Source organism: Serratia sp. DFXYC6 (assembly GCF_057196085.1).
Genome location: NZ_JBXUNV010000001.1, coordinates 2,104,443 through 2,130,957 on the forward strand (window position 1 = coordinate 2,104,443; position 26,515 = coordinate 2,130,957).

Consider the following 26,515-nt stretch of genomic DNA (forward strand, 5'->3'; position numbering starts at 1 on the left):
TGATAACGGAAATTTCTTGCATTCAGCATTTGAATTTCCGAATTGAACACTTGCAGTGTAAGTCCTATTTTACAGAAGATATGCTCCATCGGCTTTCAACAAGGACGTCACCATGAAACTACTTGTCGTGGACGAATGCTGCTTCACCCGGGTCGGTATAGCCAGCTACTTTGCTGATAGTGGGATTACGACGATCAAGTGCTGCCACAGCATTGAATACGCTACGCCGCTGTTGGCCAGCTTTCAGCCGAGCCACATTCTGGTGAACCTCAGCAACCAATGCCGCTATAACGAAGCGGACGCACAGCTGCAGGCATTTATGGAAGCCAGCCAGTCCGCCTTGCTGTTTATCTATCTCGATACACCTTATCCTTACAGCGAAGCGCCAATGCGCATTGCCGATAATGCCTTTCTGTTCAATAAAAGCATTCTGCCGCTCACCTTACGCACGCTGCGCGAAAATCCGCTGGCGCTGGCCGATGACGGCGAAGAGCGTTCCCTGTTCAGCCCGCAAGAACTGACGGTAATGAAATATTGGATGGCGGAAATGCCCAACTACCGCATCGCGAAAAAGCTGCAGATCAGCTCGCATACGGTGTACGTGCACAAGCGTCACATCACGGAGAAGATCAACGCGCGCAACCGGCTGGAGTTCTACTCGCTGTATAACGTGCTGCGCTATTTCTACCCACCGAGCACGCCAACCAATTCGACGCCGCTGGCGCTGCTGGCGGTATAACATCAAGCCTGCGATAACGCAGGCTTTTTTATCGCCGCTCTTCCAGCACTCACGCGCGGCGCGCTGTAAAAGACGCCGAGAAAAGGACTATAATCAAGGGTCCTTCTCTTCAGGCAGCTGAAATGTTAAACCGAATACTGGCGGCTATCGTCAACAATGTGCGTGAGCACCTGGTGCTTTACCTTTGTCTGTGGCTGGTGCTGCTGGCGTTGGATGTCTATTTCTTCTTCGTCATGTAAGCCATGCCGCCGTTATTTCCCCGATTGAGCTTCAGCCGCTTCGGCGATCCCACCCAGGTGCTGGAATTGCAGCAGATGAGCAGACCGCTGCTGCGCCCCGGGCAGCGGTTATTGCAGATGCGCTATGCCCCGATCAACCCTTCCGATCTGATCCCGATCCACGGCCAATACGCGCACCGCACCGCCCTGCCGCAGGTGCCGGGATATGAAGGCGTAGGCATCATCGTCAATCCGCAGAATGGGCATTCAACGGGCCGACGCGCGCTGGCGGTAGCGGGTAACGGCAGTTGGCAAACCTTCGTCACGCTGCCTGAAGATCGAGTGGTCTGGGTGCCGGACGACATCGACGACGCCTGCGCAGCGCAAATCTATATCAACCCGCTCACCTGCTGGGTGCTGTTGACGCAATGGCTGCCGCTCAACGCCGGCGACGTACTGCTGCTCAACGGCGGCGGCTCCGCTGTCAGCCTGCTGCTGGCGCAGCTGACGGCGCTGCGCGGCATTCGTCTGGCGGTCGTGGTGCGCAACGTCGCTCATCGCCAGGCTTTACTGGCCGCCGGCGCCTGGCGCGTTATCGAAGCGCCGCAGCTGGTGGAAATGACGAATTTTGGCGCCCGTGCGGCCATCGACTGCATCGGTGGAGAAGACGGATTGCAATTGGCGCGGGCGGTGCGCTCCGGCGGCGATTTTGTGGCGCTGGGCCTGCTGAGCGGCCGCCAGGTAGACTGGCGGCGCGTGGTGGACGAGTTAAAGCTGCGCGCTTCGCTGTTCCACCTGCGCAAATGGAACGCACAGGCGGCGCCGGCGCAATGGCAGATGGCGTTTTATCAGTTGTTCCAGCTGCTGCGGCGCGGCCAGCTGGCGCTGCGCCCACCCGCCGCGATTTATCCTTTGCATCAGTACGCAGCGGCGCTGCAGCATGCCGCACAACCTGGCGTGAGCGGAAAAATCTTCCTCACTCCGGCGCCGCCGGAGGCTGGCGCGGCGGGCGGCCGTCCCCCAGGATAACCGCCAGCCGATAGCCGCCCTCGGTGGTCTCCAGCGCGATGCGCGCCACGATCGTCAGCGGCACCGACAGCAACATGCCCACCGGGCCGAGCAGCCAGCCCCAGAAGATCAGCGACAGGAACACCACCAGCGTCGACAGCCCCAGCCCGCGCCCCATCACCCGCGGTTCGAGGATATTGCCGATCACCATGTTGACAGCGATAAAGCCGCCCGCCACCACCAGCGCATCACCCAGCCCGTTGAACAACAGCGCCTGAATCAGCGGCGGAATGGCGGCCAACACCGAGCCGATATTGGGAATATAGTTGAGCAGAAACGCCAGCAGCCCCCAGATAAAGGCAAAACGCACGCCGACCGCCGCCAGGAAGATCCAGACGATCACCCCGGTGGCCAGGCTGATGATGGTTTTAATCACCAGATAGCGCGTCACGCCGTCCAGCGCCCGCCGCATCGCGGCGAGCCCCTCGTTCGGCTTATCCAGCGCCTGCTGCAGCTTGTAAGGCAGCAGCTGCACTTCGAACAGCATAAACACCACGGTCATCAGCAGCAGGAAGACGTTGGTCATGGCGCCAGACAGGTGCCCCAGCATGCGGGTGACCAGATTCATCGCCGCGCTGGGATCGACATACTGCAGCATCGCTTCGCTGGAGAGGCTGATATTGAAGCGATCGGCGTAATGCTGCAGCTCGCGCAGCTTCTCGATCATCATGCCGCGGTACTGCGGCAGCGAGCGGGCGAATTCGTTCAGCGAAGCACCCAGCATGCCGATAAACAGCATCACGACCACGATCACCGCCGTCAGCAGCAGCGTCACCCCGACGATACGCGGCACCCGCTTGCGTTCCAGCATCGCCACCAGCGGGTTCAACACCATAGCGAGAAATACCGCCAGCAAAAACGGCACCACGATGTCGGCGGCGGCTTTCACCCCGGCCAAAATGATCACCAACATCGCCAGCAGGACGGCCAGACGCAGGCTGCTGTCGGTCACGCGGGTTCGGCCCATGACGTTTCCTTGTTATTTCACTGGGTTAACCGGCCTCATGGGGCCGTCTCTTGGCGCTAATGGTAGCAAAATCCGCCGCTGCACCGCAGGGGATTTAGCGAAACCGTTCGACAACGTTAATCTTTCCGCCCTGCTCTGCGCCGCAAAAAATAGGCATAACCTTTGCCAACAAATAATCTCACCGGGCAACTCACGCGAGGTTTACGTAAAATGACAAAAGCTGACATTAATAGATAATAAGCCTAATTTTCAACAACTAGCACAATCACCGGGCGAGAGAAACAATATCATCTTCAACGATTTATCTGAAGGTTCACGAACATCTCAAACAAATTCACTGACTAATATTTCTAAGAAGTAACATAGTTAAATTTATTATTGATTTTATGTTTCCTAAAGTTTAATTATTGCAGCCAGCCAATCGGTAATCGAAGGAAACAGGATGCTCTGGAAAAATACCGCCGATCGTTTCGGCCATGTGTCAGTGTTGATCCACTGGCTGGTGGCGTTGACGGTGTACGGCATGTTCGCGCTCGGCCTGTGGATGGTCACGCTGGGCTATTACGACGTCTGGTACCACCAGGCGCCGGAGATCCACAAAAGCATCGGCACGCTGCTGTTCATCGTGATGGTGATCCGCGTGATCTGGCGCTTTGTCTCACCGCCACCCAAGCCGCTGGCCAGCTATGGCCGCCTCACTCGCGTCAGCGCCATCCTCGCGCATCTGGCGCTGTACGCCGTGCTGTTCGGCATTCTGATCAGCGGCTATCTGATCTCCACCGCCGACGGCCAACCGATCAGCGTATTCGGCTGGTTCAACGTGCCCGCCACCGTGACCGGCATGGCGGAACAGGCCGACACCGCCGGCGCCATACACCTTTACCTGGCCTGGGCCGTGGTAGTGCTCTCGGTACTGCACGGGCTGGCCGCGCTTAAACATCACTTTATCGATCGTGATGTCACTTTGAAACGGATGCTGGGTAGCAGCGCCGATTAACCTTTGGATTTATGGAGATTGCTATGTTGAAAAAGACCGTATTGGGCCTGACCGCAGGCGCCCTGCTGCTGAGCGCCGGTTCCGCACTGGCGGCGGACTACAAGATCGACAAACAGGGCCAGCACGCCTTTATCGAGTTCCGCATCCAGCATCTGGGCTACAGCTGGCTGTACGGCAGCTTTAAAGACTTCGACGGCGGCTTCACCTTCGACGAAAAAGATCCTTCGAAGGACAAGGTCAACGTGACCATCAATACCGCCAGCGTCGACACCAACCATGCCGAGCGCGACAAGCACCTGCGCAGCGCCGAATTCCTCAACGTGGAGAAGAACAAGCAGGCCAAGTTTGAATCCACCGAAGTGAAGAAAAACGGCGACGGTTATGCGGTGGTCGGCAACCTGACGCTGAACGGCGTCACCAAACCGGTTACGCTGGACGCCAAACTGATTGGCCAGGGCAACGATCCGTGGGGCGGCTACCGCGCCGGCTTTGAAGCCAACGGCAAGATCAAGCTGAAAGATTTCGGCATCACCACCGATCTGGGCCCGGCGTCGCAAGACGTTGAGCTGATCATCTCCGTAGAAGGCGTGCGCGAGAAATAAAAAAAAGCCCGGCTTGGCGGCCGGGCTTCTCATTTCCTCAGGCTCAGCGGGCTGGGCCTTCTTCTTCCGGTGCCGGAATGTGCATCGTGGTCTGCAGCAAGCCTTTCGACTTATTGAAGATCTTGACGCCATTTTCACGGCCGGCACGGCGCGCGCGCTGCTCTTCGCGCGGCAGCTTCAGCTCTTCGCGGCAAATCTCGCTGCAGCATCCTTCAAACTTGGCGGCGCAGCTCGGGCACTGAATGAACAGCAGATGGCAGCCGTCGTTCTTGCAGTTGGTATGAGTGTCGCACGGCGCTCCGCACTGGTGGCAGTTGGCGATCACATCGTCGGAGATGCGCTCGCCCATGCGCTCATCGAACACGAAGTTTTTGCCGATAAACTTCAGCGGCAACCCCTGTTCTTTCGCTTTGCGGGTGTATTCGATGATCCCGCCTTCCACGTGGTAGATGTTTTTAAAACCGTTGTGCAGCATATAGGCGCTGGCTTTTTCACAGCGAATGCCGCCGGTACAGTACATGACGATATTCTTGTCTTTGCTGTCCTGCAGCATCTCCACCGCCATCGGCAACTGATCGCGGAAGGTATCCGACGGCACCTCGATGGCGTTTTCGAAGTGGCCGACTTCGTACTCATAGTGGTTGCGCATATCGACAAATACCGTATTCGGATCGTCGATCATCTGATTGACGCGCTCGGCCTGCAGATACTCGCCGACGTTGCTCGGATCGAAACTTTCGTCATCGATGCCGTCGGCCACGATACGCTCACGCACCTTGAGGCGCAGCACCCAGAAGGATTTGCCGTCGTCTTCGAGCGCGATATTCAGGCGTACCTGATCCAGCGCCGGGTGCGAGGCGAACAGCGCGGCTTTGAACGCGTCGAAGTTATGCTGAGGCACGCTGATCTGCGCGTTGATGCCCTCTTTCGCCACGTAGATGCGGCCAAACACCTTCAGTTTTTCAAACTGAACGTACAGGCTGTCGCGAAACGCCTTGGGATCGTCGATGGAGAAGTATTTGTAAAAAGAAACTGTGGTGCGCGGCTCGGTTTCCGCCAGCATGCGCGCCTTCAGTTCCTCATTAGAAATTCGGTTATGTAACACTGGCATGGTGTACTTTCCTGTCTTTCGGGAGGTGACTGATTACCGCGCGCAGCCAGCAGGCCCACGCGCGGCGCACATCATACCCGAAAAACCACCGCCGCGCAGCCCTGGCGCAGCGCCCCGTTCAGCGCCCGCCGCCTTCGGTAAACGCGGAGGCCACCATACCGAGCGCCATCATTACGCCGGCCAGCGCCAATATCGCGTTCATCTGCAGATGTGCGCCGACGCTGCCGACCGCCGCACCCAACACCAGCAGCCCCGCACTGATCCATGATGCCAACATATTTACCCTCTAAATAATTACCGACAATAATATCGCCATTATCTTTGGCAGGAAAGATTGTGGAAAAATTCGGCATTCGATGCATATTTAACGCCCCAAAAGGGATTTTAATGCGTTGTGTTTTCCCGGATCGCCAGAAAAATGCCACAATAGTCGCAAACAAACGGCAGAAACGAACCTTGCCGCCGAGTTCACCCGGCTGCCAGACCGTGCGATGACGCTGTCATTACACTTAAACAACCGTATTCAAACAGAGAACCCATGACTCAAGTTCCTACTTTCAATCGCTCCTTATTGCACCCGCGCTACTGGCTGACCTGGGTCGGCATCGGCTTGCTGTATCTGCTGGTGTTGCTGCCTTACCCCGTCATCTACTGGCTCGGCACCTCGATTGGGCGATTTTCCATGCGCTTTCTCAAGCGGCGCGTCGCTATCGCCCAACGCAACCTCGAGCTCTGTTTTCCCGACATGCCGCAGGCCGAACGCGATGCGCTGGTGGTAAAGAATTTCGAATCGGTCGGCATGGGGCTGTTTGAAACCGGCATGGCGTGGTTCTGGCCCAACTGGCGCATCGAGCGCTGGTTCAAGGTCAGCGGCCTGGAGCATATCCAAAAAGCGCGCGACAACCAGCAGGGCGTGCTGCTGATTGGCCTGCACTTTTTGACGCTGGAGCTGGGCGCGCGCATCTTCGGCATTCACAACCCGGGCATCGGCGTTTACCGCCCGCACGACAACAAGCTGATGGACTGGCTGCAAACCTGGGGACGCATGCGTTCCAACAAGTCGATGCTGGATCGCAAGGACGTCAAAGGCATGATCCGTGCCCTGAAACAGGGCGATATCATCTGGTATGCGCCGGATCACGACTACGGCCCGCGCAGCAGCGTTTTCGTGCCGCTGTTCGCCGTGGACAAAGCCGCCACCACCACCGGCAGCTATGTGCTGGTGCGAATGGGTAAACCGGCGATCATTCCGTTCACCCCGCGTCGCCTGCCGGACGGCAAAGGGTATGAGCTGATCATGCAGCCGGCGGTGGAAAACTTCCCGCTGGATAATGAACTCGACGCCGCCGCCTTCATGAATAAAGTGGTGGAAAAAGAGATCCTGATGGCGCCGGACCAATACATGTGGCTGCATCGCCGCTTCAAGACCCGTCCGGAAGGCGAGCCTTCGCTTTACTGATAAAACCAACCCGCCGTCGGCGGGTTTTTTATTGCGTGCCTCTTGAGAATCGCCGGCGAGGGTGGGATGGTAATGCCTTTGCCGACACCCCAGGAGCCGCTATGTACATTGTCAGCCTGACCTACCATCGCCCGATCGCCGACGTCGACAGCCACCTTGACGGGCACATCGCCTGGCTTAAGAAATATTTTCAGGACGGCACCTTCGTCGCTTCCGGCCGCAAGAATCCCCGCACCGGCGGCGTTATCCTGGCCAAGGGCATTGAGCGTGCGCAGCTGGACGCCATCCTGGCCGAAGATCCATTCAACGCCGTGGCCCACTACGAGGTCATCGACTTTAGCGCGACCACCACCGCCGCCGGTTTCGAGGCGCTGGCCGGCTTATAAAACGCTGTAAATTCCGCGCGCTAAGCGCGGAATAAGGTTTAAACGCCATTTTTAAAACTTTATTTCATTTTTCGCCCTATTTCCGTCCTCTGGTTTGCCGTTGCCACGCAGGCGGCGCATACTTATCAGGCTAACTTTCACGTTTTGCCCCTTCATCATGCCGCCGGCAAAGCGCGTCACCCTTCTACAGTGGACATTTATGGCTTCGGCAGCAGAACCCGTTAACTGGAAACGCAACCTTTTCGTCGCCTGGGTCGGGTGTTTTCTCACCGGCGCCGCCTTCAGCCTGGTGATGCCGTTTCTTCCGCTGTACGTAGAGACGCTGGGCGTTACCGGCCATCAGGCGCTCAACATGTGGTCCGGTCTGCTGTTCAGCATCACCTTCCTGTTTTCCGCTATCGCCGCGCCGTTCTGGGGCGCCCTGGCCGACCGACGCGGCCGTAAACTGATGCTGCTGCGCTCCGCCCTGGGCATGGCGATCGTCATGGTGCTGATGGGCATGGCGCAAACGGTCTGGCAGTTTCTCGCGCTGCGCGCGGTGCTGGGGCTGCTCGGCGGGTTCATCCCCAACGCCAACGCGCTGATCGCCACCCAGGTGCCGCGCAACCGCAGCGGCTGGGCGCTGGGCACCCTGTCAACCGGCGGCGTCGGCGGCGCGCTGGTCGGCCCGCTGATCGGCGGTTTGCTGGCCGACCTTTATGGTCTGCGCCCGGTGTTTTATATTACCGCCGCGGTGCTGTTCGTCTGTTTCGTGCTGACGCTGCTGTATGTCAAAGAGCAATTCACCCCGGTGCAAAAGCGCGACATGTTGCACGCAAAACAGGTGTTCGCCTCGCTGAAGAACCCGAAGCTGGTGCTCAGCCTGTTCGTGACCACCATGATCATCCAGATCGCCACCGGCTCGATCGCGCCGATCCTGACGCTGTATGTGCGCGATCTGGCCGGCGCCACCCATAACCTGGCGTTTATCAGCGGGCTGATTGCCTCGGTGCCCGGCGTCGCGGCCTTGATGAGCGCCCCACGGTTGGGCAAGCTGGGCGATCGCATCGGCCCGGAGCGCATTCTGGTGTTTATGCTGATCGTCTCGGTGCTGCTGCTGATCCCGATGGCGTTCGTGCAAACGCCGTGGCAGCTTGGGGTGCTGCGTTTTCTGCTGGGGGCGGCCGACGGCGCGCTGCTGCCGGCGGTACAGACGCTGTTGATTTACAACTGCACTAATCAGGTAGCCGGCCGAATCTTCAGCTACAACCAGTCGTTCCGCGACGTCGGCAACGTCAGCGGTCCGCTGCTCGGCGCTGCGGTCTCCGCCGGCTACGGTTTTCGCGCGGTCTTCGCCGTCACCGCTTTAGTGGTGCTGTTCAACGCCGGTTATTCCTGGTGGTGCCTGCGGCGGCGGCCGGGCTATTTGCGGGAAGACACGCTGCAGGAAGAACAATAGCTGCATTTATCGCCAGCTTCCTCCATTTGCCGGATCAACGGCGCATTTCCCCCACTTTTAATAATGCCTCCTTCGGGCCGGCGAATTTTCGTCCCACCCAGAACTTTTTTATCTCAACGTTTTGTTTATCAACAAAAAAATAACTTTCAGCACATAAAACCCGCTGTCAATCATATTCCTGTCACAACCAACATAAAAACCAGAAAAGGAGATGCTTGTCGACTTTTCGTCTAAAAAATGGGATACAGGTACTAGACAAAACCAACGACCAGTTATCAAATGGTTAAATAATATCACGCCAGATGTGAAGCATCGGCCAAGTGAAGAAAAGGTCAGCACGCTTTCCACGGTTTATCAGCGTTGCAGCCACGGTGTTTGTCGGGTACTCCGCATTGGGCGGATCGCCTTTATTAAATACACATACATACCACAGTACGGGCTGCAGCCTTGCAGCGCCTTTTATTGGGAAATCGTTATGCAATCCTCTGTCAATAAGTCAGAAAGCCGGACCTTCTTCGGCCATCCCTATCCGCTGGGTTCTCTGTTCTTCACCGAAATGTGGGAGCGTTTCTCGTTCTACGGCATCCGTCCGCTGCTGATCCTGTTTATGGCCGCCACCGTGTACGACGGCGGTCTGGGTCTCGCGCGCGAGAACGCCTCGGCGATCGTCGGCATCTTCGCCGGCAGCATGTACCTGGCGGCACTGCCGGGCGGCTGGCTGGCGGACAACTGGCTCGGCCAACGCAAGGCCGTCTGGTACGGTTCGATCCTGATCGCGCTCGGCCACCTGTCGATCGCCCTGTCCGCGGTGATGGGCACCAACCTGTTCTTCATCGGCCTGATGTTCATCGTGCTCGGTTCCGGCCTGTTCAAGACCTGTATCTCGGTGATGGTCGGCACGCTGTACAAAAAAGGCGATGCGCGCCGCGATGGCGGTTTCTCGCTGTTCTACATGGGCATCAACATCGGCTCGTTCATCGCTCCGCTGATCTCCGGTTGGCTGATCAAGTCACACGGTTGGCACTGGGGCTTCGGCATCGGCGGTATCGGGATGCTGGTGGCGCTGGTGATCTTCCGGGTGTTCGCCGTCCCGGCGATGAAACGCTATGACCGCGAAGTGGGCCTGGACTCCACCTGGAACAGCCCGGTAGCGAAGAAAAAAGGCGTCGGCGCCTGGTTGCTGGCGCTGGCGGTCATCCTGGTGGCCGTCATCGTGCTGATCGCTCAGGGCACCATCGTCATCAATCCGGTCGAAGTGGCCAGCGTGCTGGTGTACGTGATCGCTGCGTCGGTCACCCTGTACTTCATCTATCTGTTCGCCTTTGCCGGCCTGAGCCGCGAAGAGCGCGCACGCCTGCTGGTGTGCTTCATCCTGCTGATCTCCGCTGCGTTCTTCTGGTCGGCGTTTGAGCAAAAACCGACCTCGTTCAACCTGTTCGCCAACGATTACACCAATCGCATGATTGGCGGCTTCGAGATCCCGGCGGTGTGGTTCCAGTCGATCAACGCCCTGTTCATCATCCTGCTGGCGCCGGTGTTCAGCTGGGCCTGGCCTGCGCTGGCACGCAATAACGTGCGTCCGAGCAGCATCACCAAGTTCGTGATCGGTATCCTGTGCGCCGCCGGCGGTTTCGGCCTGATGATGTTGGCCGCGCAGAATGTGCTGAGCAACGGCGGCACCGGCGTATCGCCGATGTGGCTGGTGGGCAGTATCCTGATGCTGACGCTGGGTGAGCTGTGCCTGAGCCCGATCGGGCTGGCCACCATGACGCTGCTGGCGCCGGAGAGAATGCGCGGTCAGATGATGGGGCTGTGGTTCTGCGCCAGTGCGCTGGGCAACCTGGCGGCCGGTCTGATCGGCGGTCACGTCAAGGCCGACCAACTGGATATGCTGCCGGATCTGTTCGCCCGCTGCTCAGTCGCGTTGCTGATCTGCGCCGCCGTGCTTATTGTGCTGATCGTGCCGATTCGCCGCATGCTGGAAAATACCCAGTCCAAGAGCGCACAAAAGCCGGCGACCAGCGCCTGACGGATAAACCGTTTTATCTCGCAAACCGGCGCTCGATGCGCCGGTTTTTTTATGCCTGCCAGGCCTGGTGTTGCAATACCACCCGGTAGCCATCAGGATCTTCAAAGGTTTGCCCCGCCCGCTCCCAATAGGGGTTATAGGCGGCGACCGCCAAGAACCCCGCCGCCCGCATACGCTCACACGCGGCTCGCCATTCGTTCTCATCCGGCAGATAAAACACCAGCAGGTGATCCTGCGTCGGCGCCTGCCCGACCCGCACCCCGCGATGCTGCGTAAACTCCAGATGGTAAGCATGCTGCGGATGCCCGATCATCATGCCGTCAAAGCCCAGATGATCGACAAACTCGCCCAGCCTTTCGAACCCCAGCCCACGGCAATACAGCGCGGCAATCTCTTGCAACCGATCTGTCGGGCGCGCGATGCGCAACACCGCTTTGGCTATCGACATGAACGCCTCCGCCTCATGATAATTTCATACAGCGCCATACCCGCCAGCATCGCCAACAGGAACGGCCATACCCGACTTATCTCCGCCCCGGCCAACACCCAGGCGGGGCCAGGGCAAATCCCCGCGATGCCCCAGCCGATGCCGAACAGCGCGCTGCCCGCCAGTAAACGGCGATCCACACGCCCGGCGGCCGGGATCTGCAGCGGCTCGCCCAACAGGCTCCGCTCGCGTCGCCGCGCCCACAGGAAGGCCGGCGTCGCCACCGCGATTGCCCCAGCCATCACCAGCGCCAACGAGGGATCCCACTGGCCGGTAACGTCGAGAAACGCCAACACCTTGGCCGGATTGGCCATGCCAGCAATAATTAACCCCAGACCGAAAATCACGCCGCTCAGCAGCGCCAACAGCGTTTTAAGCATTTTCACCCCCCCAACGTGTGGCGCATCAGCCACACGGTCATAAAGCCCAGCAGCATAAACAACGCCGTGGCGGCCAGTGAACGCGGCGCCAACCGCGCGACACCGCACACGCCGTGCCCGCTGGTGCAACCGCTGCCCAATCGAGTACCCAAGCCCACCAACAGCCCTGCGGCCGCCAGCCAGCCGTTGCCAACCGAGATCTCACCGGATGGCAACGTCGCAGCGGCAGCATATAGCCACGGGGAGAGCAGCAACCCGCCAATAAATGCGGCGCGCCAGCCCCGCTCCCGGCCGGCCGCGCTCAATAAACCGCCGGTAATGCCACTGATACCGGCGATCCGGCCGTTGAACAACAGCAGCAGCGCTACCGCGCCGCCGATAATGGCCCCGCCCGCCAACGCGGAATACGGCGTGAAGTGCTGCCAGTCAATGGTCATCGCGGTTCTCCGGCTGTGGGCAATACAGTTGATACAGGGTCGCGAGCAGCGCCAGCGCTTTGGCATCGGCCACCGCATAGTAAATCTGCTTGCCGGCTCGCCGGGTGGAGACCAACCCCTCCTCGCGCAGCACGCCAAGCTGTTGGGACAGCGTCGGCTGGCGGATATCCAGCGCCTGCGCCAGTTCGCTCACCGCCATCTCGCCCTGACTGAGCCGGCACAGCAGCAGCAGCCGATCTTCGTTGCCCAGGGTACGCAGCATCGCACCGGCCTGCGCCGCCGCCTTGCGCATCGCATCAATATCCATTGCCTCTCCATCAGTTTATAAAATCATATAATATAATTTTATAAACCATTTTACCGTGCCGCGCCACAGACTGGTGTGAAACAGCGACGCATGGCATGCTGTCCTCCCCCTTTTGCCGCGCGGAGCCTGCTTACGATGCTGTTTTTTCACGACGTTCTGCCGCCCGCTCGGCCTGTCCAGCCATTAGCCAGGGATTATCGCCACGGCGACAGCGAGCCGGACCACTACCATAACTGCGCGCAGCTGATCCACAGCCTGAGCGGCGTGGTGCAGGTCACGACCCGGCTCGGCAGCTGGGTGGTGCCGCCCGGCCGCGGCGTCTGGGTGCCGGCGAAAGTGGTGCACAGCCTGCGTATCACCGGCCAGGTGGCGGCCAGGACGTTGTTCGTCGATCCGTTGGCGCGCGCCGATCTGCCGGCCCAATGCCAGGTAGTGCAGGTTTCCCCGCTGCTGCGCGAGTTGATTATCTGTGCGATGGAGATTGCGCCCGGCTACCCCAGCGGCGGGCGCGATGAGCGCGTGATGGAACTGATTCTGGATGAGTTGCGAATGCTGCCGATCCTGCCGCTGCACCTGCCGGAACCTCGCGAAGCCTCGTTGCTCGCCCTGTGCCGCCACATCCAGGCCACGCTGGCGCAGCCCTGGACGCTGGAACAGGCTGCCGCTCATCTCAGCGTCAGCGGACGCACCCTGTCGCGACGCTTCCTGCGAGAAACCGGGCTACATTTTAGCGACTGGGTGCGACGCGCCCGTTTGCTGGCGGCATTAAACGCGCTGGCGACCGGCCGCTCGGTGTTGGAAGTGGCGCTGGATCTCGGCTATGACAGCCCCAGCGCGTTCAGCGCCATGTTCCGCCGGCTGCTGGGAGTAGCACCCAGCGACTATTTCAGCCGGACTGCGCCGACGTTGGCGCCAGATAGCGCCCGGCGACGTTGAACAGCGCCTGCAGCGAGGCGCTGGCGGAGTCGACGTCGATGCCAACGCCATAAGTCGCCTCACCTTGCGGCAGCGTACAGCGAATATAGGCCACCGCTCGGCTATCGCTCTGATGCCCCAACGTATGCTCGTGGTAATCCTCGATCGCCAGCGGCAAGCCGAAGCGCTGACGCAGTGCATCCACCGCGCTGGACAGCAGACCGTTGCCGGCCCCCTGCAGGCGCAGCGGCTCTCCCTCGCAGGCAACTCGCGCGTTGAAGCTGTAGGCCTCTACCCCATGGCTTTCCGTCTGGTAGCTTAACAGCTGCAAACGCGGCTGCTCCACCAGCCCGTAAGTATCGCGGAATAAGCGCCACAGCTGCGCGCCGCTCATTTCTTTGCCGCTATCGTCGGTCGCGCGCTGCACCACCTGGCTGAAATCAATCTGCAAACCACGCGGCAACGCCAGCCCATGATTCTGCTCCAACAGCCAGGCGGCGCCGCTTTTGCCGGACTGGCTGTTGACCCGGATCACCGCCTCATAGCTGCAACCGACATCGGCGGGATCGAGCGGCAGGTATGGCACCTGCCAGCGGCCATCTTGCCGCTGCCGCTGTGCGGCGAAACCTTTCTTGATCGCATCCTGATGCGAACCGGAGAAGGCGGTAAACACCAACTCACCGGCATAAGGATGGCGAGGATGCACCGGCAGCTGATTGCACTGCTCCACCATCTCCACCACCTGCTTCAGGCGGCTGAAGTCGAGACCCGGCGCCACGCCCTGGGTATAGAGATTCAACGCCAGCGTGACCAGATCGACGTTGCCGGTGCGCTCTCCGTTGCCGAACAGGCAGCCTTCGACCCGATCGGCGCCGGCCAGCAAGGCCAGCTCCGCACAGGCCACGCCGGTGCCGCGATCGTTATGCGGATGCACGCTGATCGCCACATCGGCGCGACGGCTGAAGTGACGGCAGAACCATTCGATCTGATCGGCATACACGTTGGGCGTGCTCACTTCCACCGTCGCCGGCAGGTTGATGACCATCGGCCGCTGCGGCCCCGGCTGCCAAACCTCCGCCACCGCTTCGCAGATCTCCAGCGCAAACTCTAACTCAGTAAAACAGAAGGTTTCCGGCGAATATTCGAAGCACCAGGCGGTATCGGGCTGCGCCTCGCACTGCCGGCGAATGCGCCGCGCGCCGTTCACCGCCAGCGCCACGGTCGCCGCCTTATCCTGGCGGAACACGATATCGCGAAACATCGGCGCCGTGGCGTTATACAGATGCACGATAGCCCGCGGCGCCCCCTGCAGCGCCTCGAAGGTGCGATCGATCAGATCGTCACGTGACTGCGTCAGCACCTGGATCGTAACGTCGTCCGGGATCAGCCGCTCGTCGATCAGCGCGCGTACAAAGTCAAAATCCGTTTGCGACGCCGAAGGGAACGCCACCTCGATCTCTTTGAAACCACACTGCAACAACAATTGATAGAATTCGCGCTTGCGCGCGTTATCCATCGGCTCCGCCAGCGCCTGGTTGCCGTCGCGCAGATCGCTGGAGCACCAGCGCGGCGCCTGCCGCAGCGTACGCGCAGGCCATTGGCGGTCCGGCAACGCCACCGGCGGGAAAGGTCGGTATTTGCTTGAAGGGTCGATTAACATGGGCTTCTCCTGACGCCAGAGTGAACGATCGCGTCATTATTTCCCGCCATCGCCTCCTCTTCTCCCGCTTTGCGGACAACCATCGTCGCAAAGCGGACAACAAAAAAATTTGCATCCTGCGCCAGTGAGACAACAATTAGTTTTGACGTTTTCCCCCACCGCGCCGGCAGCACGCCGGACGCTTTACTCTCATTGTCAACGGAGGCGAACATGAGCCTGTATGCAACCCTGGAAGAAGCCATCGAGGCCGCACGCGAAGAGTTTATCGACACCGCCGAAGGCGGCAGCGGTGACGAACCGCCGGTGCCCCAGCAGTTCAATCTGCAAAAGTACGTGATGCAGGATGGCGACACGATGTGGCAGGCGGAGTTCTTCGAAGAAGAAGGCGAGGCGGTAGAATGTCTGACGCTGCGCAGCGGTGCGGCGGCGCAGGCGATCTTCGACGGTGACTACGACGAGGTGGAAATTACCGCCGAGTGGATAGATGAAAACACCCTGTACGAATGGGAGGAAGGCGACTTCCAGCTCGAACCGCCGCTGGATACCGAAGAAGGCCAGGCCGCAGCCGATGAGTGGGATGAACGTTAACCCGCACCACGCTTTCATCGCCAAGGAGGCCGCATGATTATTCGCCGGGCCCGCCCTACCGACTACCCCGCCATTTTGCAGCTACAGGGGGAAAACGTGCCGGAAGCGCTCGACGAGCGCCAAAAACGGCAGGGATTTATCGTATCGCGCATGAATGAGGCGCAGCTGGCGGCGATCAACCGCGGCATCGGCATATGGGTGGCCGAACAGGAGAACCAACTGGCGGGGTTTGTTTGCCTGATGCCCACCGACGTGCAACCGCGCCCGCCGGTGGTGGAGGCGATGCTGGTGACGCTCGCCACGCAATCCTTCGCCGGACGGCCGCTGAGTGAGCAGCGGGTGTTTCTCTACGGCCCGGTCTGCCTCGCCGCCGCCTGGCGCGGCAAAGGCGTGCTGAAGCGCCTCTACGCCGCGGTCAAAGCGCATACCTGCCATGACTATGACGTGGGCGCGTTGTTTATCGACGATGACAATCCGCATTCGTTGGCCGCTCACGTGCAAGGGTTGGGGATGACGGCGCTGGCGCCTTTCCATTGCGGGCAGCAAGGCTATCAGCTGGTGGTGTTCGCCACCCGCTGAACGGGTTTATTCATAGGGGCCGTGTTGCGCATCGAACGGCAGCATAAAGGTGTCCACCACCATCGACAGCGGCACATCTATCACCGTGACGTAGCGCCAGGGCGTGTCACGCAGATCCCACTGCACGCCGGGATAGTACTGGTGGCCATGCCCCGCACCGGGCACGGTGCGGCTGATAATGCTGCCGCAGCCGGTGAGTGTCATCACACCGGCCGTCACGCAGGCCAGCCGAAGATAGGAAGAGAGCTTCACGACATTGACTCTGAGCAAGGGGTTGTTTCGCGAGTGAACAACGCATCGGCCGCAGTCTATCACAGTTCCCTTTCTCCACCGGTACCGGCGCACGTAAGCAAAAGGTAAAAAAAACGGGGAATGCGCCATGCGCATTCCCCGTCTGAGCGTTGCCGATTAGCAATTAACGCCGGCCCGTAGGGTGCGCCAGCGGGTTGTGCGGCAACTGCTGATAATGCTCACGCCAGGCGGCGCCTTCCGGCAACAGCCAGACGCGCTGATGCAAACGAGCCAGCGTGACCGGATCGCTCAGCAGCTCCAGACGTTTGCCCTTCACCAGCTTCTCAGGCCCTAACTGTAGCGCTTCGTTCACCCGCTCCTCACGATTGCGATCGAGCGTCGCGCGCAGATGGTGACGCGCCGTCGCCAACGCCGTCGCCAGCGCGTTGAAGGATGGATTGACCACCGCATGCATAAAGCCGTTGGTCAGCGCGCGGTTGCGGTTGAGATGCAGATATTCTTCCGTCGCCAACAGCTCACGCGGCGGATTGTACTCTTCCGGGATCAGGAACAGCTTGGCGCGTTTGCTTTTCATGCCCAGCGTTGCGCGGCTCGACAACACCGACACAAACGGCGACAGGATCAGCGAGAACACGATCGGCGCCAACCACCACAGAAAGCGCAGATCCAGCCACGCCATGCCGCCGGCCCACACCAGGCCCAGCAACATCTGCGAGCCATGGCGGCGGAACGCTTCGCCCCACGGCGTATCATCATCGTCACGCTGCGGCGAATTCCACACCACTTCCCAACCGAGGAAGGCGCTCACCACGAACACGGTATGGAACAGCATGCGCACCGGCGCCAGCAGCACCGAGAACAGCATTTCCATCAGCATCGAAATGAACAGACGGAACGCCCCGCCGTATTCTTTCGCGCCCTTGGCCCAGATCAGCACAATACTGAGCAACTTCGGCAGGAACAGCAGCACCAGCGTGGTGGAGAACAGCGCTATAGCCAGCTCGGGCCGCCACTGCGGCCAGACCGGGAACAGCTGCCGTGGCTGCAGGAAGTATTGCGGCTCCATCAGCGTATGCACCACCTGCAATGCGGTGGAGAGCGCCAGGAACATAAACCACAGCGGCGCCGACAGGTAGGACATGACACCGGTAAGGAACACCGCGCGGTGCACCGGGTGCATGCCTTTCACCAGGAACAGGCGGAAGTTCATCAGGTTGCCGTGACACCAGCGACGGTCGCGCTTCAGCTCGTCCAGCAGGTTTGGCGGCAGCTCTTCATAACTGCCCGGCAGATCGTAAGCGATCCACACGCCCCAGCCGGCGCGGCGCATCAGCGCCGCTTCAACGAAGTCGTGCGACAGGATAGACCCGGCGAAAGAGCCCTCGCCCGGCAGCGGCGCCAGCGCACAGTGCTCGATAAACGGCTTCACGCGGATGATGGCGTTGTGCCCCCAGTAGTGCGACTCGCCCAGCTGCCAGAAATGCAGGCCAGCGGTGAACAACGGCCCGTAAACGCGGGTGGCGAACTGCTGCACGCGCGCATACAGGGTATCCATGCCGGACGCCTTCGGCGCCGACTGGATGATGCCGGCGTTCGGGTTGGCTTCCATCAGGCGCACCAGCCCGGTGAGGCATTCGCCGCTCATCACGCTGTCGGCATCCAGGATCACCATGTAGCTGTACTCACCGCCCCAGCGACGGCAGAAGTCGTCAATGTTGCCACTCTTGCGTTTGACGCGGCGGCGGCGGCGGCGATAGAAGATGCGGCCGTGGCCATCGACATCGCGGCACAGCTCCATCCACGCTTTTTGCTCGGCCACGCAGATGTCCGGATCGTAGCTGTCGCTCAGCACGTAGATATCGAAGTGTTCCAGTTGACCGGTCGCGGCGACGGACTCATAGGTCGCACGCAGGCCGGCGAACACGCGTTCGACGTCTTCGTTGCAGATCGGCATGATCAGCGCAGTGCGGTGCGCCGGGTTGATCGGCTCATCGCCCTTGATGGTGGAGGAAATGCTGTATTTGTCCTTGCCGATCAGCAGTTGCAGGAAGCCCATCAGCGCGGTCCAGAAACCGGCCGAGACCCAGCAGAACAGTACGGCGAACAGGATCAGAATGCCGGTTTGCAGCACATACGGCAGCAGTTGCAACACCGACTGCATCAGATCCTGATCCAGCATGGCGATAGGATCGATCAGCGCCCAGCCCTGGTAAGGCAAGATGGTTTTCATGTACCAGGTGGCGATGCCGGTTTGCACCAGCATCAGCACCAGCAGCACATAGCGGCGCATGGAGCCGACGGTACGCCAGCGGTTCTCGGCCTCGGCCTCCTCTTTGGTGGCGTGCCGATTGTGCGGCGACCGCCCCAGCAGAGAATCCCAGAAGCGCGCCACCGGGTTGGTGCGCCAGGCTTCCGGGAACATGGTGGTGCGTTTGATCGGCGGCGTCGCCTTCAGAATGGCGCGCCCTTCGGCGTCGGTATCGAAGTCGTCATCGCTGACCGCATCCGGCCAGGCGTTTTCGATACGCGGTTTGACCGAGGCCAGCGCCACGTCATCCGCCGACAGGCTATTAACGTTGGCGTCGGCGGCGCCCATCTGCCGATGGAGCGCCTCCAGTGCCTGAGCGCCATCCGCCGTTTGAGGGTTGAGCGCCTCCGACCGCTCGGCGGTCAGAGGCAGCGCCGCAAGATAATCCTGGGCGGGTTGAGTAGGCTTATTCATTGGCAGGTAGCTGATAGCTCCAGGTTTCCGACAGAGTCTTATCGCCATTGACCAGCGCCGCACGCATTTCTACCGGCTTCTTGTCGTCTTTCACTTTCAGACGCACCGTCAGGCGCCAGCCTTTGGTCACTGGGTTATAGCGGACGTTGTTTTCTACCATCTCACCGTTGTCGCCGATGCTGATCTGAGAGGCGACCGGGGTATTGGCGTCCAGCCCTTTCAGCACCGGGCCAACGAAGTCGACCAGGAAGGCCACGCTGCCGTCTGGCTCGCGGATCAGGTTGGACTGCTTCACGTCGCCGGTCGAACGCATGGTACGGGCCACATAGGCGATATCTTGCGAATGCAGTTTGTCTTCATCGCGGGTGAAGTTCAAACGGTAGCTCAGCGTCAGCGGCTTTTTGGCTTCCGGCAAGGTATCCGGCGTCCAGAACGCGACGATGTTGTCGTTGGTTTCATCCGCCGTCGGGATCTCCACCAGTTCGACCTTGCCTTTGCCCCAGTCGCCCTTCGGTTCGATCCAGGCGCTCGGGCGCAGATCGTAGCGATCGTCCAGATCTTCGTAATCCTTGAAGTTGCGGCCGCGCTGCAGCAGACCGAAGCCTTTCGGATTCTCGACGGTATAGGTGCTGACGGACAGGTGTTTAGGATTGTTCAGCGGACGCCAGATCCACTCGCCGTTGCCGGCGTGGATAGACAGACCGTTGGAATCGTGCAACGCCGGGCGGTAGTTCAGCGTCGGCGACGGCTGGTTCGGCCCGAACAGGTACATGCTGGTCAGCGGCGCCAGGCCCAGTTTGCCCACCTTGTCGCGCAGGAACACTTTAGACTCGACGTCCACGGTGGTGTCGCGGCCCGGGATCACCGTGAAACGGTAAGCGCCGGTGGCGCGCGGGGAATCCAGCAACGCATAAATCACCAGGTGCTTGTCGCCCTGCTTCGGACGCTCAACCCAGAATTCGCGGAAACGCGGGAACTCTTCGCCGGACGGCAAAGCGGTGTCGATAGCCAGGCCGCGAGCGGAAAGCCCGTAAACCTGTCCTTTACCCACCACGCGGAAATAGCTCGCGCCCAGCAGGCTCATGATCTCATCGTTTTTGTCGGCGCTGTTGATCGGATAAAGCACCTTAAAACCGGCAAAGCCGAGGTTTTTCACCGATTCAGGGTCGTGTTTGACCGAACCGAAGTTGAAGTAATCCGGGCTGTACTTGATCTGTTTTACGCTGGTGGAGGTGACTTCGTTGATTTTCACCGGCGTATCGAAGTACATCCCCTGATGATAAAACTCAAGCTTGAAAGGGGTTTTCAGCTTGCTCCAATAGGCTTTATCGTGATTGAACTGAATTTGCTGATAGTCTGCGAACTTCATCTCGCGGAACTGAGAAGGAAGGTTGCTCTTCGGGGCTTCGAAACCTTTCGCCGCCAGATCCTGCGCCTGCTTGGCGACATCATCAATAGAAAAGGCCCAAGCCGGCGAACTGAACAGCGTGAACAATACGGTCGCACCTAACCAACGAACGCTCGCGGCGCGTGGTTGTCCGGATAATATATTAACTAGCACATCCCCCCCTATTCGTGTGCTCAAAGCATTTAAATCCATATTAATGGATTACTCAGCTTTCCGACAACATGATAAATGGATGGTTCATGTTTACGGCTCATTGTTTAAGCAGCTGATGGAACACCAGCGTAGCAAGCCGCGCAACAAGACGCTATGGAAAAATGCGGGGGGCTATAGTAGGGTTCCGGATAACAATTTAACGTTTGACGACTTATTAAGCGTGTTAATGAACTCTCGATTAAATCACCAGCGGTAATCTATGACTAAAGGCAGCAAACAGCGCGAGTTTTTCCTCGACTCCATCAGAGCCTATTTGATGTTGCTCGGCATTCCGTTTCACCTCTCCCTGATTTATTCCAGCCACGCCTGGGCGGTGAACAGCGCTTCGCCCTCCTTCTCGCTCACGGTGCTGAACGACTTCATCCACGCCTTCCGCATGCAGGTGTTCTTCGTGATATCCGGCTACTTCTCCTACATGCTTTACGAGCGCTACGAGCGCCACCAGTGGCTGAAGGTCAGGCTGGAGCGGGTGGCGATCCCGCTGTTGAGCTCCATCCCGCTGATCACGGTGCCGCAGTTTTTCATGCTGAAATATTTCACCGACAAATTAAACGGCTGGGATGAATTTTCTCTCTATCAGAAAATAAATGTAACAGTTTGGGAATTGGTTTCTCATCTGTGGTTCTTATTGACGCTGTCATTGTTAACCTGCGCCTGTTTTTATCTGTTCCGTAAAATCAAGCGTCAAACCCGTGAACATATTCCAACGCTAATAAACAGAATGCGTGGATTAGGAAACATCTCACTGTATTTCTTTATTTATGCGGTATGCTATTCGGCCGCGCACCGCATTATTTTAATTTTCGCCCCGCAGCTATTATCCAACGGCCTGTTCAATTTCGTGGTGATGGAGACGATGTTCTACCTGCCGTTCTTCCTCCTCGGCGCCTATGCGTTTAAGTATGTGTGGCTTAAGGAGATTTTTCTGCGCCGCTCGCCGCTGGCACTGCTCGGTTCGCTGCTGCTGTTTATCGCATATATGCTTAACCAAAAGCTGTTGGCGCACAGCAGCTATATGTTCGAGCTGGAAGTGGTGATCAAAACCCTAATGGGGATCCTGATGACCAACGTCGTGTTCTCTTTCGGGCATAACCTGCTGAATTATCACTCGCCGCGCATCACCTATCTGGTCAACGCCTCGCTGTTTATATATCTGGTGCACCATCCGTTAACCCTGATATATGGCGCTTTCGTGACGCCGTATATCGGCAACAACCTGTTGGGATTCTTGCTGGGCCTGCTGTTTGTGTTCTCCCTGGCCTTCGCGCTATATGAACTGCACAAGCGCATTCCGGCACTGCGCTTCCTGTTCTCCGGCAAACCGCAATAACCTTGCCCCTGTAAACCCGACCGTTTGCAGGGGGATTCTGTCATATTGCCGCCGCGTAAAAAGCCTATACTGGTCGTTTGCATGCAGAGCACGCATTGCTCAGCCTGGCGTCGCCCGTTCGGGCAAAGTGATACGGCTGCATAGATAACCTAGCCGTTATAACTGCAATGCATAAGTAGAAATCCGGATCCCTGCCTTACGGTAGTGATTGGGCTCAGCACCCCCGAAGGGCTGCGCGATCGTTTAATTTATTCGATGGCGTTAGCTGCATCTCCCTTCCGTCACGACAGAGAGGATTTTGAATGACCGATAAGAACACCCCGGCTCAAGAAGCCGTAGCGGAAAACGCCACCCTGCTGAAGATCCTCGGCAGGTTGCTGTCCGCGCTGGACGCTTCGATCAGCGGCAAAGAACGCAGCGTTTTGGTCGCTGAGCTTTCCAACTTCAATCTCGACGGCATTTCTGAAGCAGAAAGCAAGCTGGCCACCGAGCTGATCAAACGGGCGCTGGAATCGCTCGATCATTAATCCTACCGCGCCTGCAAACCATTAAGCCTGCCGGCGCGGGCTTAATGGTTTTTCCCACCGTGCAAACCCGGCATTGTTGCCAAAACCGAAATACAGCAGCCTGATAATGTTGGATAAAAGACAGCATTCTCCCTCTTCCCCTCACTTTATTCGGTTAATCGCACCAAAGGGCAATAATTGATCGGTTGTTTTCGCAATCAGCCTTGGCGTTTTACCCACTAAACACGTTATCATCGACACCAGCGCAGTGCCCCTATCCCCCAGCCTCAGGAGAGCGATATTTTGGATGCCAGCACCATTAACAGTTTGTTCGTCATCGGTGCCGTGCTGGTGGGGGCAAGCATTCTGCTCAGCTCATTTTCTTCCCGGCTCGGCATTCCGATCCTGGTGATCTTCCTGGCGATCGGCATGCTGGCCGGCGTCGATGGCCCCGGCGGCATCGTCTTCAGCAATTACCCGGCCGCTTATCTGGTCAGCAACCTCGCGTTGGCGGTGATCCTGCTCGACGGCGGCATGCGTACCCGGGTCAGCTCTTTCCGCGTCGCCCTGTGGCCGGCACTCTCTCTCGCCACCGTCGGCGTAGTGATCACCGCCGGCCTGACCGGCATGGCCGCCGCCTGGCTGTTCAATCTCGATCTGCTGCAGGGGCTGCTGATCGGCGCCATCATCGGTTCCACCGACGCCGCCGCGGTCTTCTCTCTTTTGGGGGGCAAAGGTTTGAACGAACGCGTCAGCGCCACGCTGGAGATCGAATCCGGCAGCAACGATCCGATGGCGGTGTTTCTCACCATCACGCTGATTGCGATGATCGCCGCCGGGGAAACCGCACTGAGCTGGACCTTCCCGCTGCATCTGATGCAGCAGTTCGGCATGGGCATCGTCTTCGGTCTGGGCGGCGGCTGGCTGCTCCTGACGCTGATCAACCACATCAAACTGGCGGACGGCCTCTATCCGCTGCTGGCGGTAAGCGGCGGTATTCTTATTTTCGCGCTGACCACCGCGCTGGACGGCAGCGGCATTCTGGCGGTGTATCTGTGCGGCCTGCTGCTGGGCAACCGGCCGATCCGCAACCGTCACGGCATCGTACAAACCTTCGATGGCCTCGCCTGGCTCAGCCAGATCGGCATGTTCCTGGTGCTCGGGCTGCTGCTTAACCCGCACGAGCTGCTGCCGATCGCCATCCCTGCCCTGCTGCTGTCGCTGTGGATGATCCTGTTCGCCCGCCCGCTGTCGGTGTTTATCGGCCTGCTGCCGTTCCGCAGCTTTACCCTGCGCGAGCGCGGCTTTATTTCCTGGGTCGGCCTGCGCGGCGCGGTGCCGGTGATCCTGGCGGTGTTCCCGATGATGGCCGGGCTGCCCAACGCCCAGCTGTTCTTCAACGTGGCGTTCTTCGTGGTGCTGGTCTCCCTGCTGCTGCAGGGCACCACACTGTCGTTCGCCGCCAAAAAAGCCAAGGTGATCGTGCCGCCGGCGCTGACGCCGATCTCCCGCGTTGGGCTGGACGTGCACCCGGAGAACCAGTGGGAACAGTTCGTGTATCAGCTTTCGGCGGAAAACTGGTGCGTCGGCGCGGCGCTGCGTGAGCTGAAAATGCCGCCCAATACCCGCATCGCCGCCCTGTTCCGTGGCAAAGAGCTGCTCCATCCTAGCGGCAGTACCCGGCTGCGGGAGAACGATATTCTGTGCGTCATCGGCCATGAGCACGATCTGCCGATCCTCGGCAAGCTGTTCAGCCAGGCGCCGGCCGTGACGCTCGACGAACGCTTCTTCGGCGACTTTATCCTGCAATCCGACGCCCGTTTAAGCGACATCTCGCAGGTTTATGGTCTCAATCTGCAAGACGACGTCGACGAGCAGCAGACGCTGGGGCAGTTCGTCATTCAGCTGATCGGCGGTGAACCGGTGATCGGCGACCAGGTGGAATGGGACGGTCTGACCTGGACCATCGCCGAAATGGACGGCAATCAAGTCAGCAAGATAGGCGTGCGGATCGTGACCGACTAACGCTGCCGCTCAGGCGCCGGCCTACCAGATGAGGGAACTTCTGGCCTTAAGAACGCTCTTAATCTCTATCACGATGTATGCAGTACGGCGCCGCCAAATTATATCCCTTTGATATAACGGCGCCGATAGGGACTAGGGAAGTGAACGGCAAGACTCGATTTCTTTCGGTGATAGTGATCATGGCGCTGGGCGTAGCGGCGCTCGATCTCGGCATCGCCGGTTTGGTCCATAGACTTTTAATTGGATAATTTCAACGTGACGCAGCAGGAACAAGAAAAAGACATTCTGGGGAAAATACTGGTGACGGTGTCCGCGCTTTGCCTGATTCTGGTGGCGGCGTTCCTGATCTGGGGATTCGTGCTGGATTGACGCCGCGCGACGCTCAGACATAAAAAAAACCGCCGCGGCGGTTTTTTTTATGGGGCAGGCAATCAGATCTTGCAACCTTCGCAGTCCGCTTCGTCTTCGAGGAACTCGGGGACCTCTTTTACCTTCTGCGCCGCTTTTTCTTCGGCTTTCGCCAGTTCGGCATCGATATCAAAATCGAAAATATCATCACTCATCGCTTGGTCCTCATTCTGCTTCGCGTTCAAACGCTGAGTATAATCGACAAGCCGCCGGCCGGAAACCTTTCAGTTCGCCGCCGCCAGCTGAGACGGTTCATCCTGCGGCTTTTTTCCGTAGGCCATGTCGTACACGTCGTAGAAATCGATTTCGCCCTTGTTGCCGATGATGATTCGCATCTTCTGTTTCAGCGCGGCGCCGATGGACGGCTCATCCAGCAGCTGCTGCACCGCATAAGGCGACAGCGCGCGGGTGAAGTACCATTCGCCGTTGTAGCAAACCCGCAAATCCAGCACCCCGATGTCCTCGAAACGATACACCGGCCGGATCTCGATCAGCAGCATGGCGAACATGAACAGCACGAAAGCGGTGAAGCCCAGGAAGGCATACATCCCCATATACGGCACCTGATACATCACGGCGATCACCGCGAAGTAACCGGCGAACATGGCAAGGCACAAATAGCGGTGAGTGCGGGCGAATTCGCTGTTGAAACGCGGCTTGCCGTCGCGCCCCTCGCGCCGATTGATCTGTTCAATCTCTTTAACCAAGATGCTTTTAATCGCGTCCATCGTTACAACCTTATGCTGGAAACAGCATTGCCATCAAATCTCACCGCTAAAAGTAACACAAGTACAGTTTTGCCGGGTAGATCAGTTAGCCAACTTAATGGCGGCAACTGTTATAGTTCGGCTTCAGCGCGGCTGAGCGGCTTTGCCTTGCGCAAACATGAACATGCGCTGGGCGACGTCGTCGGCCTGTTTGATTTTTTGCTTTTGCGGTTCGTTGCTGCGTTGAATGGCGCGAGCGTAGGCGATTTCATGGGCCTGATCGATCATGGCGATGATCCGGTCACGTTCGACCTTCTCCATATTGCCCAACATGGTGGTGATAATCGCCTGGTAAGCGTTGGACGCGGCGCTCAGCGCTTTCTCCCTCGCCTCAAGGGCGGCGACGCGTTGCAAGAGCTCCTGCAGTTGCTCGGAGTGAGACATATCGACCTCCTGTTGCCGGGCAGCAAGCCTGCCTGATTACAGTTTAGCAAAGGATCGAAAGAGAAAGAGGAAGGAAAGCCAGCGGTTACGGTAAAGCACACCCGAAAATCCCAACGAGGAGCCGATAGTGCAA

General features: G+C 59.0%; 30 protein-coding genes. 16 read left to right on the plus strand and 14 right to left on the minus strand.

What is annotated here, in order from left to right; genetic code table 11:
* Positions 1 to 112 precede the first annotated feature (112 nt).
* The 3 genes from AC2CGQ_RS10365 (at position 113) to AC2CGQ_RS10375 (ending at position 1,986) form a co-directional block, all read left to right on the plus strand.
* Positions 113 to 739: a LuxR C-terminal-related transcriptional regulator gene (locus AC2CGQ_RS10365; RefSeq protein ID WP_015377442.1), complete on the plus strand. Its 627-nt coding sequence runs from the start codon at positions 113 to 115 to the stop codon at positions 737 to 739.
* Positions 740 to 861: 122 nt separating this feature from the next.
* Positions 862 to 978, plus strand: coding sequence for a DUF2770 family protein (locus AC2CGQ_RS10370; protein ID WP_004927822.1), 117 nt, complete (start codon positions 862 to 864; stop codon positions 976 to 978).
* Between the two features lie 3 nt (positions 979 to 981).
* Entirely contained in the window at positions 982 to 1,986 is a 1,005-nt protein-coding gene (locus AC2CGQ_RS10375; RefSeq protein WP_484593652.1) for a zinc-dependent alcohol dehydrogenase family protein, read from the plus strand.
* Here the strand turns inward: AC2CGQ_RS10375 and AC2CGQ_RS10380 are convergent.
* The gene (locus tag AC2CGQ_RS10380) at positions 1,934 to 2,992 is read right to left on the minus strand and encodes an AI-2E family transporter (protein ID WP_021504908.1); all 1,059 of its coding nucleotides are present in this window, start codon (positions 2,990 to 2,992) and stop codon (positions 1,934 to 1,936) included. The two genes, AC2CGQ_RS10375 and AC2CGQ_RS10380, sit on opposite strands and share 53 nt — an antisense overlap.
* A 442-nt stretch (positions 2,993 to 3,434) precedes the next feature.
* Here AC2CGQ_RS10380 and AC2CGQ_RS10385 point away from each other — a divergent pair, with 442 nt between their 5' ends.
* On the plus strand, positions 3,435 to 3,989 hold the full coding sequence (locus AC2CGQ_RS10385) for a cytochrome b (protein ID WP_044031485.1): 555 nt from the start codon (positions 3,435 to 3,437) through the stop codon (positions 3,987 to 3,989).
* Between the two features lie 23 nt (positions 3,990 to 4,012).
* A complete protein-coding gene (locus tag AC2CGQ_RS10390; RefSeq protein WP_015377429.1) occupies positions 4,013 to 4,591 on the plus strand; it encodes a YceI family protein in 579 nt (192 codons plus the stop codon).
* A gap of 43 nt (positions 4,592 to 4,634) precedes the next feature.
* Here AC2CGQ_RS10390 and trhO read toward each other — a convergent pair whose 3' ends face one another.
* Entirely contained in the window at positions 4,635 to 5,702 is a 1,068-nt protein-coding gene (trhO, locus tag AC2CGQ_RS10395) for an oxygen-dependent tRNA uridine(34) hydroxylase TrhO (RefSeq protein WP_015377428.1), read from the minus strand.
* 118 nt (positions 5,703 to 5,820) lie between these two features.
* Positions 5,821 to 5,979 (minus strand): hypothetical protein, encoded by a 159-nt coding sequence (locus AC2CGQ_RS10400; protein WP_015377427.1) that lies wholly within the window; start codon positions 5,977 to 5,979, stop codon positions 5,821 to 5,823.
* A gap of 261 nt (positions 5,980 to 6,240) precedes the next feature.
* Here AC2CGQ_RS10400 and AC2CGQ_RS10405 point away from each other — a divergent pair, with 261 nt between their 5' ends.
* The 4 genes from AC2CGQ_RS10405 (at position 6,241) to AC2CGQ_RS10420 (ending at position 11,014) form a co-directional block, all read left to right on the plus strand.
* Positions 6,241 to 7,161, plus strand: a complete 921-nt coding sequence (locus AC2CGQ_RS10405) for a Kdo(2)-lipid IV(A) acyltransferase (RefSeq protein ID WP_015377426.1) — start codon at positions 6,241 to 6,243, stop codon at positions 7,159 to 7,161.
* 101 nt (positions 7,162 to 7,262) lie between these two features.
* The gene (locus tag AC2CGQ_RS10410) at positions 7,263 to 7,547 is read left to right on the plus strand and encodes a YciI family protein (RefSeq protein ID WP_004927842.1); all 285 of its coding nucleotides are present in this window, start codon (positions 7,263 to 7,265) and stop codon (positions 7,545 to 7,547) included.
* 199 nt (positions 7,548 to 7,746) lie between these two features.
* Positions 7,747 to 8,985, plus strand: coding sequence for a multidrug efflux MFS transporter MdtG (mdtG, locus tag AC2CGQ_RS10415; RefSeq protein WP_004927846.1), 1,239 nt, complete (start codon positions 7,747 to 7,749; stop codon positions 8,983 to 8,985).
* Between the two features lie 475 nt (positions 8,986 to 9,460).
* Positions 9,461 to 11,014, plus strand: a complete 1,554-nt coding sequence (locus tag AC2CGQ_RS10420) for a peptide MFS transporter (protein ID WP_484593653.1) — start codon at positions 9,461 to 9,463, stop codon at positions 11,012 to 11,014.
* A gap of 49 nt (positions 11,015 to 11,063) precedes the next feature.
* Here AC2CGQ_RS10420 and AC2CGQ_RS10425 read toward each other — a convergent pair whose 3' ends face one another.
* Genes AC2CGQ_RS10425 through AC2CGQ_RS10440 form a run of 4 tightly spaced genes read right to left on the minus strand, consistent with a single transcriptional unit; the run spans position 11,064 to position 12,625 of the window.
* Complete coding sequence (locus AC2CGQ_RS10425) at positions 11,064 to 11,462, minus strand: VOC family protein (protein WP_350981709.1); 399 nt, start codon at positions 11,460 to 11,462, stop codon at positions 11,064 to 11,066.
* Positions 11,453 to 11,881, minus strand: a complete 429-nt coding sequence (locus tag AC2CGQ_RS10430; RefSeq protein ID WP_484593654.1) for a DUF6691 family protein — start codon at positions 11,879 to 11,881, stop codon at positions 11,453 to 11,455. Before AC2CGQ_RS10430 ends, AC2CGQ_RS10425 begins: the two co-directional genes overlap by 10 nt.
* A gap of 2 nt (positions 11,882 to 11,883) precedes the next feature.
* A complete protein-coding gene (locus tag AC2CGQ_RS10435) occupies positions 11,884 to 12,318 on the minus strand; it encodes a YeeE/YedE family protein (RefSeq protein WP_484593655.1) in 435 nt (144 codons plus the stop codon).
* Positions 12,308 to 12,625, minus strand: a complete 318-nt coding sequence (locus AC2CGQ_RS10440) for an ArsR/SmtB family transcription factor (RefSeq protein ID WP_004927863.1) — start codon at positions 12,623 to 12,625, stop codon at positions 12,308 to 12,310. The genes AC2CGQ_RS10435 and AC2CGQ_RS10440 overlap by 11 nt, the downstream gene beginning before the upstream one ends.
* Positions 12,626 to 12,760: 135 nt before the next feature.
* On the opposite strand from AC2CGQ_RS10440, the gene AC2CGQ_RS10445 reads away from it, so the two are divergent.
* Positions 12,761 to 13,561, plus strand: coding sequence for an AraC family transcriptional regulator (locus AC2CGQ_RS10445; protein ID WP_484593656.1), 801 nt, complete (start codon positions 12,761 to 12,763; stop codon positions 13,559 to 13,561).
* On the opposite strand, the gene leuA is transcribed toward AC2CGQ_RS10445, so the two are convergent.
* Positions 13,512 to 15,200, minus strand: coding sequence for a 2-isopropylmalate synthase (gene leuA, locus AC2CGQ_RS10450; RefSeq protein ID WP_484593657.1), 1,689 nt, complete (start codon positions 15,198 to 15,200; stop codon positions 13,512 to 13,514). The genes AC2CGQ_RS10445 and leuA overlap by 50 nt on opposite strands.
* Before the next feature lie 210 nt (positions 15,201 to 15,410).
* Between leuA and AC2CGQ_RS10455 the strand changes: the two genes are divergently transcribed.
* Complete coding sequence (locus AC2CGQ_RS10455) at positions 15,411 to 15,788, plus strand: MysB family protein (RefSeq protein WP_004927872.1); 378 nt, start codon at positions 15,411 to 15,413, stop codon at positions 15,786 to 15,788.
* A 33-nt stretch (positions 15,789 to 15,821) separates the two neighbouring features.
* Complete coding sequence (locus tag AC2CGQ_RS10460; RefSeq protein WP_415423628.1) at positions 15,822 to 16,367, plus strand: GNAT family N-acetyltransferase; 546 nt, start codon at positions 15,822 to 15,824, stop codon at positions 16,365 to 16,367.
* A gap of 6 nt (positions 16,368 to 16,373) precedes the next feature.
* Here the strand turns inward: AC2CGQ_RS10460 and AC2CGQ_RS10465 are convergent, their stop codons facing one another.
* The 3 genes from AC2CGQ_RS10465 to mdoG form a co-directional block, all read right to left on the minus strand.
* Positions 16,374 to 16,619: a YceK/YidQ family lipoprotein gene (locus AC2CGQ_RS10465; RefSeq protein WP_004927875.1), complete on the minus strand. Its 246-nt coding sequence runs from the start codon at positions 16,617 to 16,619 to the stop codon at positions 16,374 to 16,376.
* Positions 16,620 to 16,782: 163 nt separating this feature from the next.
* Positions 16,783 to 19,341 carry a glucans biosynthesis glucosyltransferase MdoH gene (gene mdoH / locus AC2CGQ_RS10470; RefSeq protein ID WP_015377416.1) on the minus strand — a complete coding sequence of 853 codons (2,559 nt, stop codon included), beginning with the start codon at positions 19,339 to 19,341 and terminating at the stop codon, positions 16,783 to 16,785.
* Complete coding sequence (gene mdoG, locus AC2CGQ_RS10475) at positions 19,334 to 20,902, minus strand: glucans biosynthesis protein MdoG (protein ID WP_004927882.1); 1,569 nt, start codon at positions 20,900 to 20,902, stop codon at positions 19,334 to 19,336. The genes mdoH and mdoG overlap by 8 nt, the downstream gene beginning before the upstream one ends.
* A 259-nt stretch (positions 20,903 to 21,161) precedes the next feature.
* On the opposite strand from mdoG, the gene mdoC reads away from it, so the two are divergent.
* The 4 genes from mdoC to AC2CGQ_RS10495 all read left to right on the plus strand — a co-directional run bounded on the left by mdoC (position 21,162) and on the right by AC2CGQ_RS10495 (position 25,192).
* Positions 21,162 to 22,292 (plus strand): glucans biosynthesis protein MdoC, encoded by a 1,131-nt coding sequence (gene mdoC / locus AC2CGQ_RS10480; protein ID WP_033633375.1) that lies wholly within the window; start codon positions 21,162 to 21,164, stop codon positions 22,290 to 22,292.
* 302 nt (positions 22,293 to 22,594) lie between these two features.
* Positions 22,595 to 22,819, plus strand: a complete 225-nt coding sequence (locus AC2CGQ_RS10485) for a hypothetical protein (protein WP_033633376.1) — start codon at positions 22,595 to 22,597, stop codon at positions 22,817 to 22,819.
* Positions 22,820 to 23,101: 282 nt separating this feature from the next.
* Positions 23,102 to 24,823, plus strand: coding sequence for a potassium/proton antiporter (locus AC2CGQ_RS10490; protein WP_099982627.1), 1,722 nt, complete (start codon positions 23,102 to 23,104; stop codon positions 24,821 to 24,823).
* 240 nt (positions 24,824 to 25,063) lie between these two features.
* Complete coding sequence (locus tag AC2CGQ_RS10495; RefSeq protein WP_016928228.1) at positions 25,064 to 25,192, plus strand: hypothetical protein; 129 nt, start codon at positions 25,064 to 25,066, stop codon at positions 25,190 to 25,192.
* Between the two features lie 62 nt (positions 25,193 to 25,254).
* Here the strand turns inward: AC2CGQ_RS10495 and AC2CGQ_RS10500 are convergent, their stop codons facing one another.
* From AC2CGQ_RS10500 to AC2CGQ_RS10510, 3 genes are all read right to left on the minus strand, one after another.
* Entirely contained in the window at positions 25,255 to 25,386 is a 132-nt protein-coding gene (locus AC2CGQ_RS10500) for a hypothetical protein (protein WP_015377413.1), read from the minus strand.
* A 69-nt stretch (positions 25,387 to 25,455) separates the two neighbouring features.
* The gene (locus AC2CGQ_RS10505; protein ID WP_015377412.1) at positions 25,456 to 25,959 is read right to left on the minus strand and encodes a YlaC family protein; all 504 of its coding nucleotides are present in this window, start codon (positions 25,957 to 25,959) and stop codon (positions 25,456 to 25,458) included.
* Positions 25,960 to 26,082: 123 nt separating this feature from the next.
* Positions 26,083 to 26,382 (minus strand): sigma-S stabilization anti-adapter protein IraP, encoded by a 300-nt coding sequence (locus AC2CGQ_RS10510; RefSeq protein ID WP_015377411.1) that lies wholly within the window; start codon positions 26,380 to 26,382, stop codon positions 26,083 to 26,085.
* Positions 26,383 to 26,515: the final 133 nt, after the last annotated feature.

Bases quoted from the DNA above. Each gene is read 5' to 3' on its own strand.
- AC2CGQ_RS10505 (WP_015377412.1), bottom strand. From the start codon at position 25,959: ATGGACGCGATTAAAAGCATCTTGGTTAAAGAGATTGAACAGATCAAT.
- AC2CGQ_RS10445 (WP_484593656.1), top strand. From the start codon at position 12,761: ATGCTGTTTTTTCACGACGTTCTGCCGCCCGCTCGGCCTGTCCAGCCA.
- trhO (WP_015377428.1), bottom strand. From the start codon at position 5,702: ATGCCAGTGTTACATAACCGAATTTCTAATGAGGAACTGAAGGCGCGC.
- mdoC (WP_033633375.1), top strand. From the start codon at position 21,162: ATGACTAAAGGCAGCAAACAGCGCGAGTTTTTCCTCGACTCCATCAGA.
- leuA (WP_484593657.1), bottom strand. From the start codon at position 15,200: ATGTTAATCGACCCTTCAAGCAAATACCGACCTTTCCCGCCGGTGGCG.
- AC2CGQ_RS10410 (WP_004927842.1), top strand. From the start codon at position 7,263: ATGTACATTGTCAGCCTGACCTACCATCGCCCGATCGCCGACGTCGAC.
- AC2CGQ_RS10425 (WP_350981709.1), bottom strand. From the start codon at position 11,462: ATGTCGATAGCCAAAGCGGTGTTGCGCATCGCGCGCCCGACAGATCGG.
- AC2CGQ_RS10420 (WP_484593653.1), top strand. From the start codon at position 9,461: ATGCAATCCTCTGTCAATAAGTCAGAAAGCCGGACCTTCTTCGGCCAT.
- AC2CGQ_RS10510 (WP_015377411.1), bottom strand. From the start codon at position 26,382: ATGTCTCACTCCGAGCAACTGCAGGAGCTCTTGCAACGCGTCGCCGCC.
- AC2CGQ_RS10435 (WP_484593655.1), bottom strand. From the start codon at position 12,318: ATGACCATTGACTGGCAGCACTTCACGCCGTATTCCGCGTTGGCGGGC.
- AC2CGQ_RS10440 (WP_004927863.1), bottom strand. From the start codon at position 12,625: ATGGATATTGATGCGATGCGCAAGGCGGCGGCGCAGGCCGGTGCGATG.
- AC2CGQ_RS10365 (WP_015377442.1), top strand. From the start codon at position 113: ATGAAACTACTTGTCGTGGACGAATGCTGCTTCACCCGGGTCGGTATA.
- AC2CGQ_RS10375 (WP_484593652.1), top strand. From the start codon at position 982: ATGCCGCCGTTATTTCCCCGATTGAGCTTCAGCCGCTTCGGCGATCCC.
- AC2CGQ_RS10370 (WP_004927822.1), top strand. From the start codon at position 862: ATGTTAAACCGAATACTGGCGGCTATCGTCAACAATGTGCGTGAGCAC.
- AC2CGQ_RS10500 (WP_015377413.1), bottom strand. From the start codon at position 25,386: ATGAGTGATGATATTTTCGATTTTGATATCGATGCCGAACTGGCGAAA.
- AC2CGQ_RS10455 (WP_004927872.1), top strand. From the start codon at position 15,411: ATGAGCCTGTATGCAACCCTGGAAGAAGCCATCGAGGCCGCACGCGAA.
- AC2CGQ_RS10430 (WP_484593654.1), bottom strand. From the start codon at position 11,881: ATGCTTAAAACGCTGTTGGCGCTGCTGAGCGGCGTGATTTTCGGTCTG.
- AC2CGQ_RS10460 (WP_415423628.1), top strand. From the start codon at position 15,822: ATGATTATTCGCCGGGCCCGCCCTACCGACTACCCCGCCATTTTGCAG.
- AC2CGQ_RS10485 (WP_033633376.1), top strand. From the start codon at position 22,595: ATGACCGATAAGAACACCCCGGCTCAAGAAGCCGTAGCGGAAAACGCC.
- mdtG (WP_004927846.1), top strand. From the start codon at position 7,747: ATGGCTTCGGCAGCAGAACCCGTTAACTGGAAACGCAACCTTTTCGTC.
- AC2CGQ_RS10385 (WP_044031485.1), top strand. From the start codon at position 3,435: ATGCTCTGGAAAAATACCGCCGATCGTTTCGGCCATGTGTCAGTGTTG.
- AC2CGQ_RS10400 (WP_015377427.1), bottom strand. From the start codon at position 5,979: ATGTTGGCATCATGGATCAGTGCGGGGCTGCTGGTGTTGGGTGCGGCG.
- AC2CGQ_RS10390 (WP_015377429.1), top strand. From the start codon at position 4,013: ATGTTGAAAAAGACCGTATTGGGCCTGACCGCAGGCGCCCTGCTGCTG.
- AC2CGQ_RS10405 (WP_015377426.1), top strand. From the start codon at position 6,241: ATGACTCAAGTTCCTACTTTCAATCGCTCCTTATTGCACCCGCGCTAC.
- AC2CGQ_RS10380 (WP_021504908.1), bottom strand. From the start codon at position 2,992: ATGGGCCGAACCCGCGTGACCGACAGCAGCCTGCGTCTGGCCGTCCTG.
- mdoH (WP_015377416.1), bottom strand. From the start codon at position 19,341: ATGAATAAGCCTACTCAACCCGCCCAGGATTATCTTGCGGCGCTGCCT.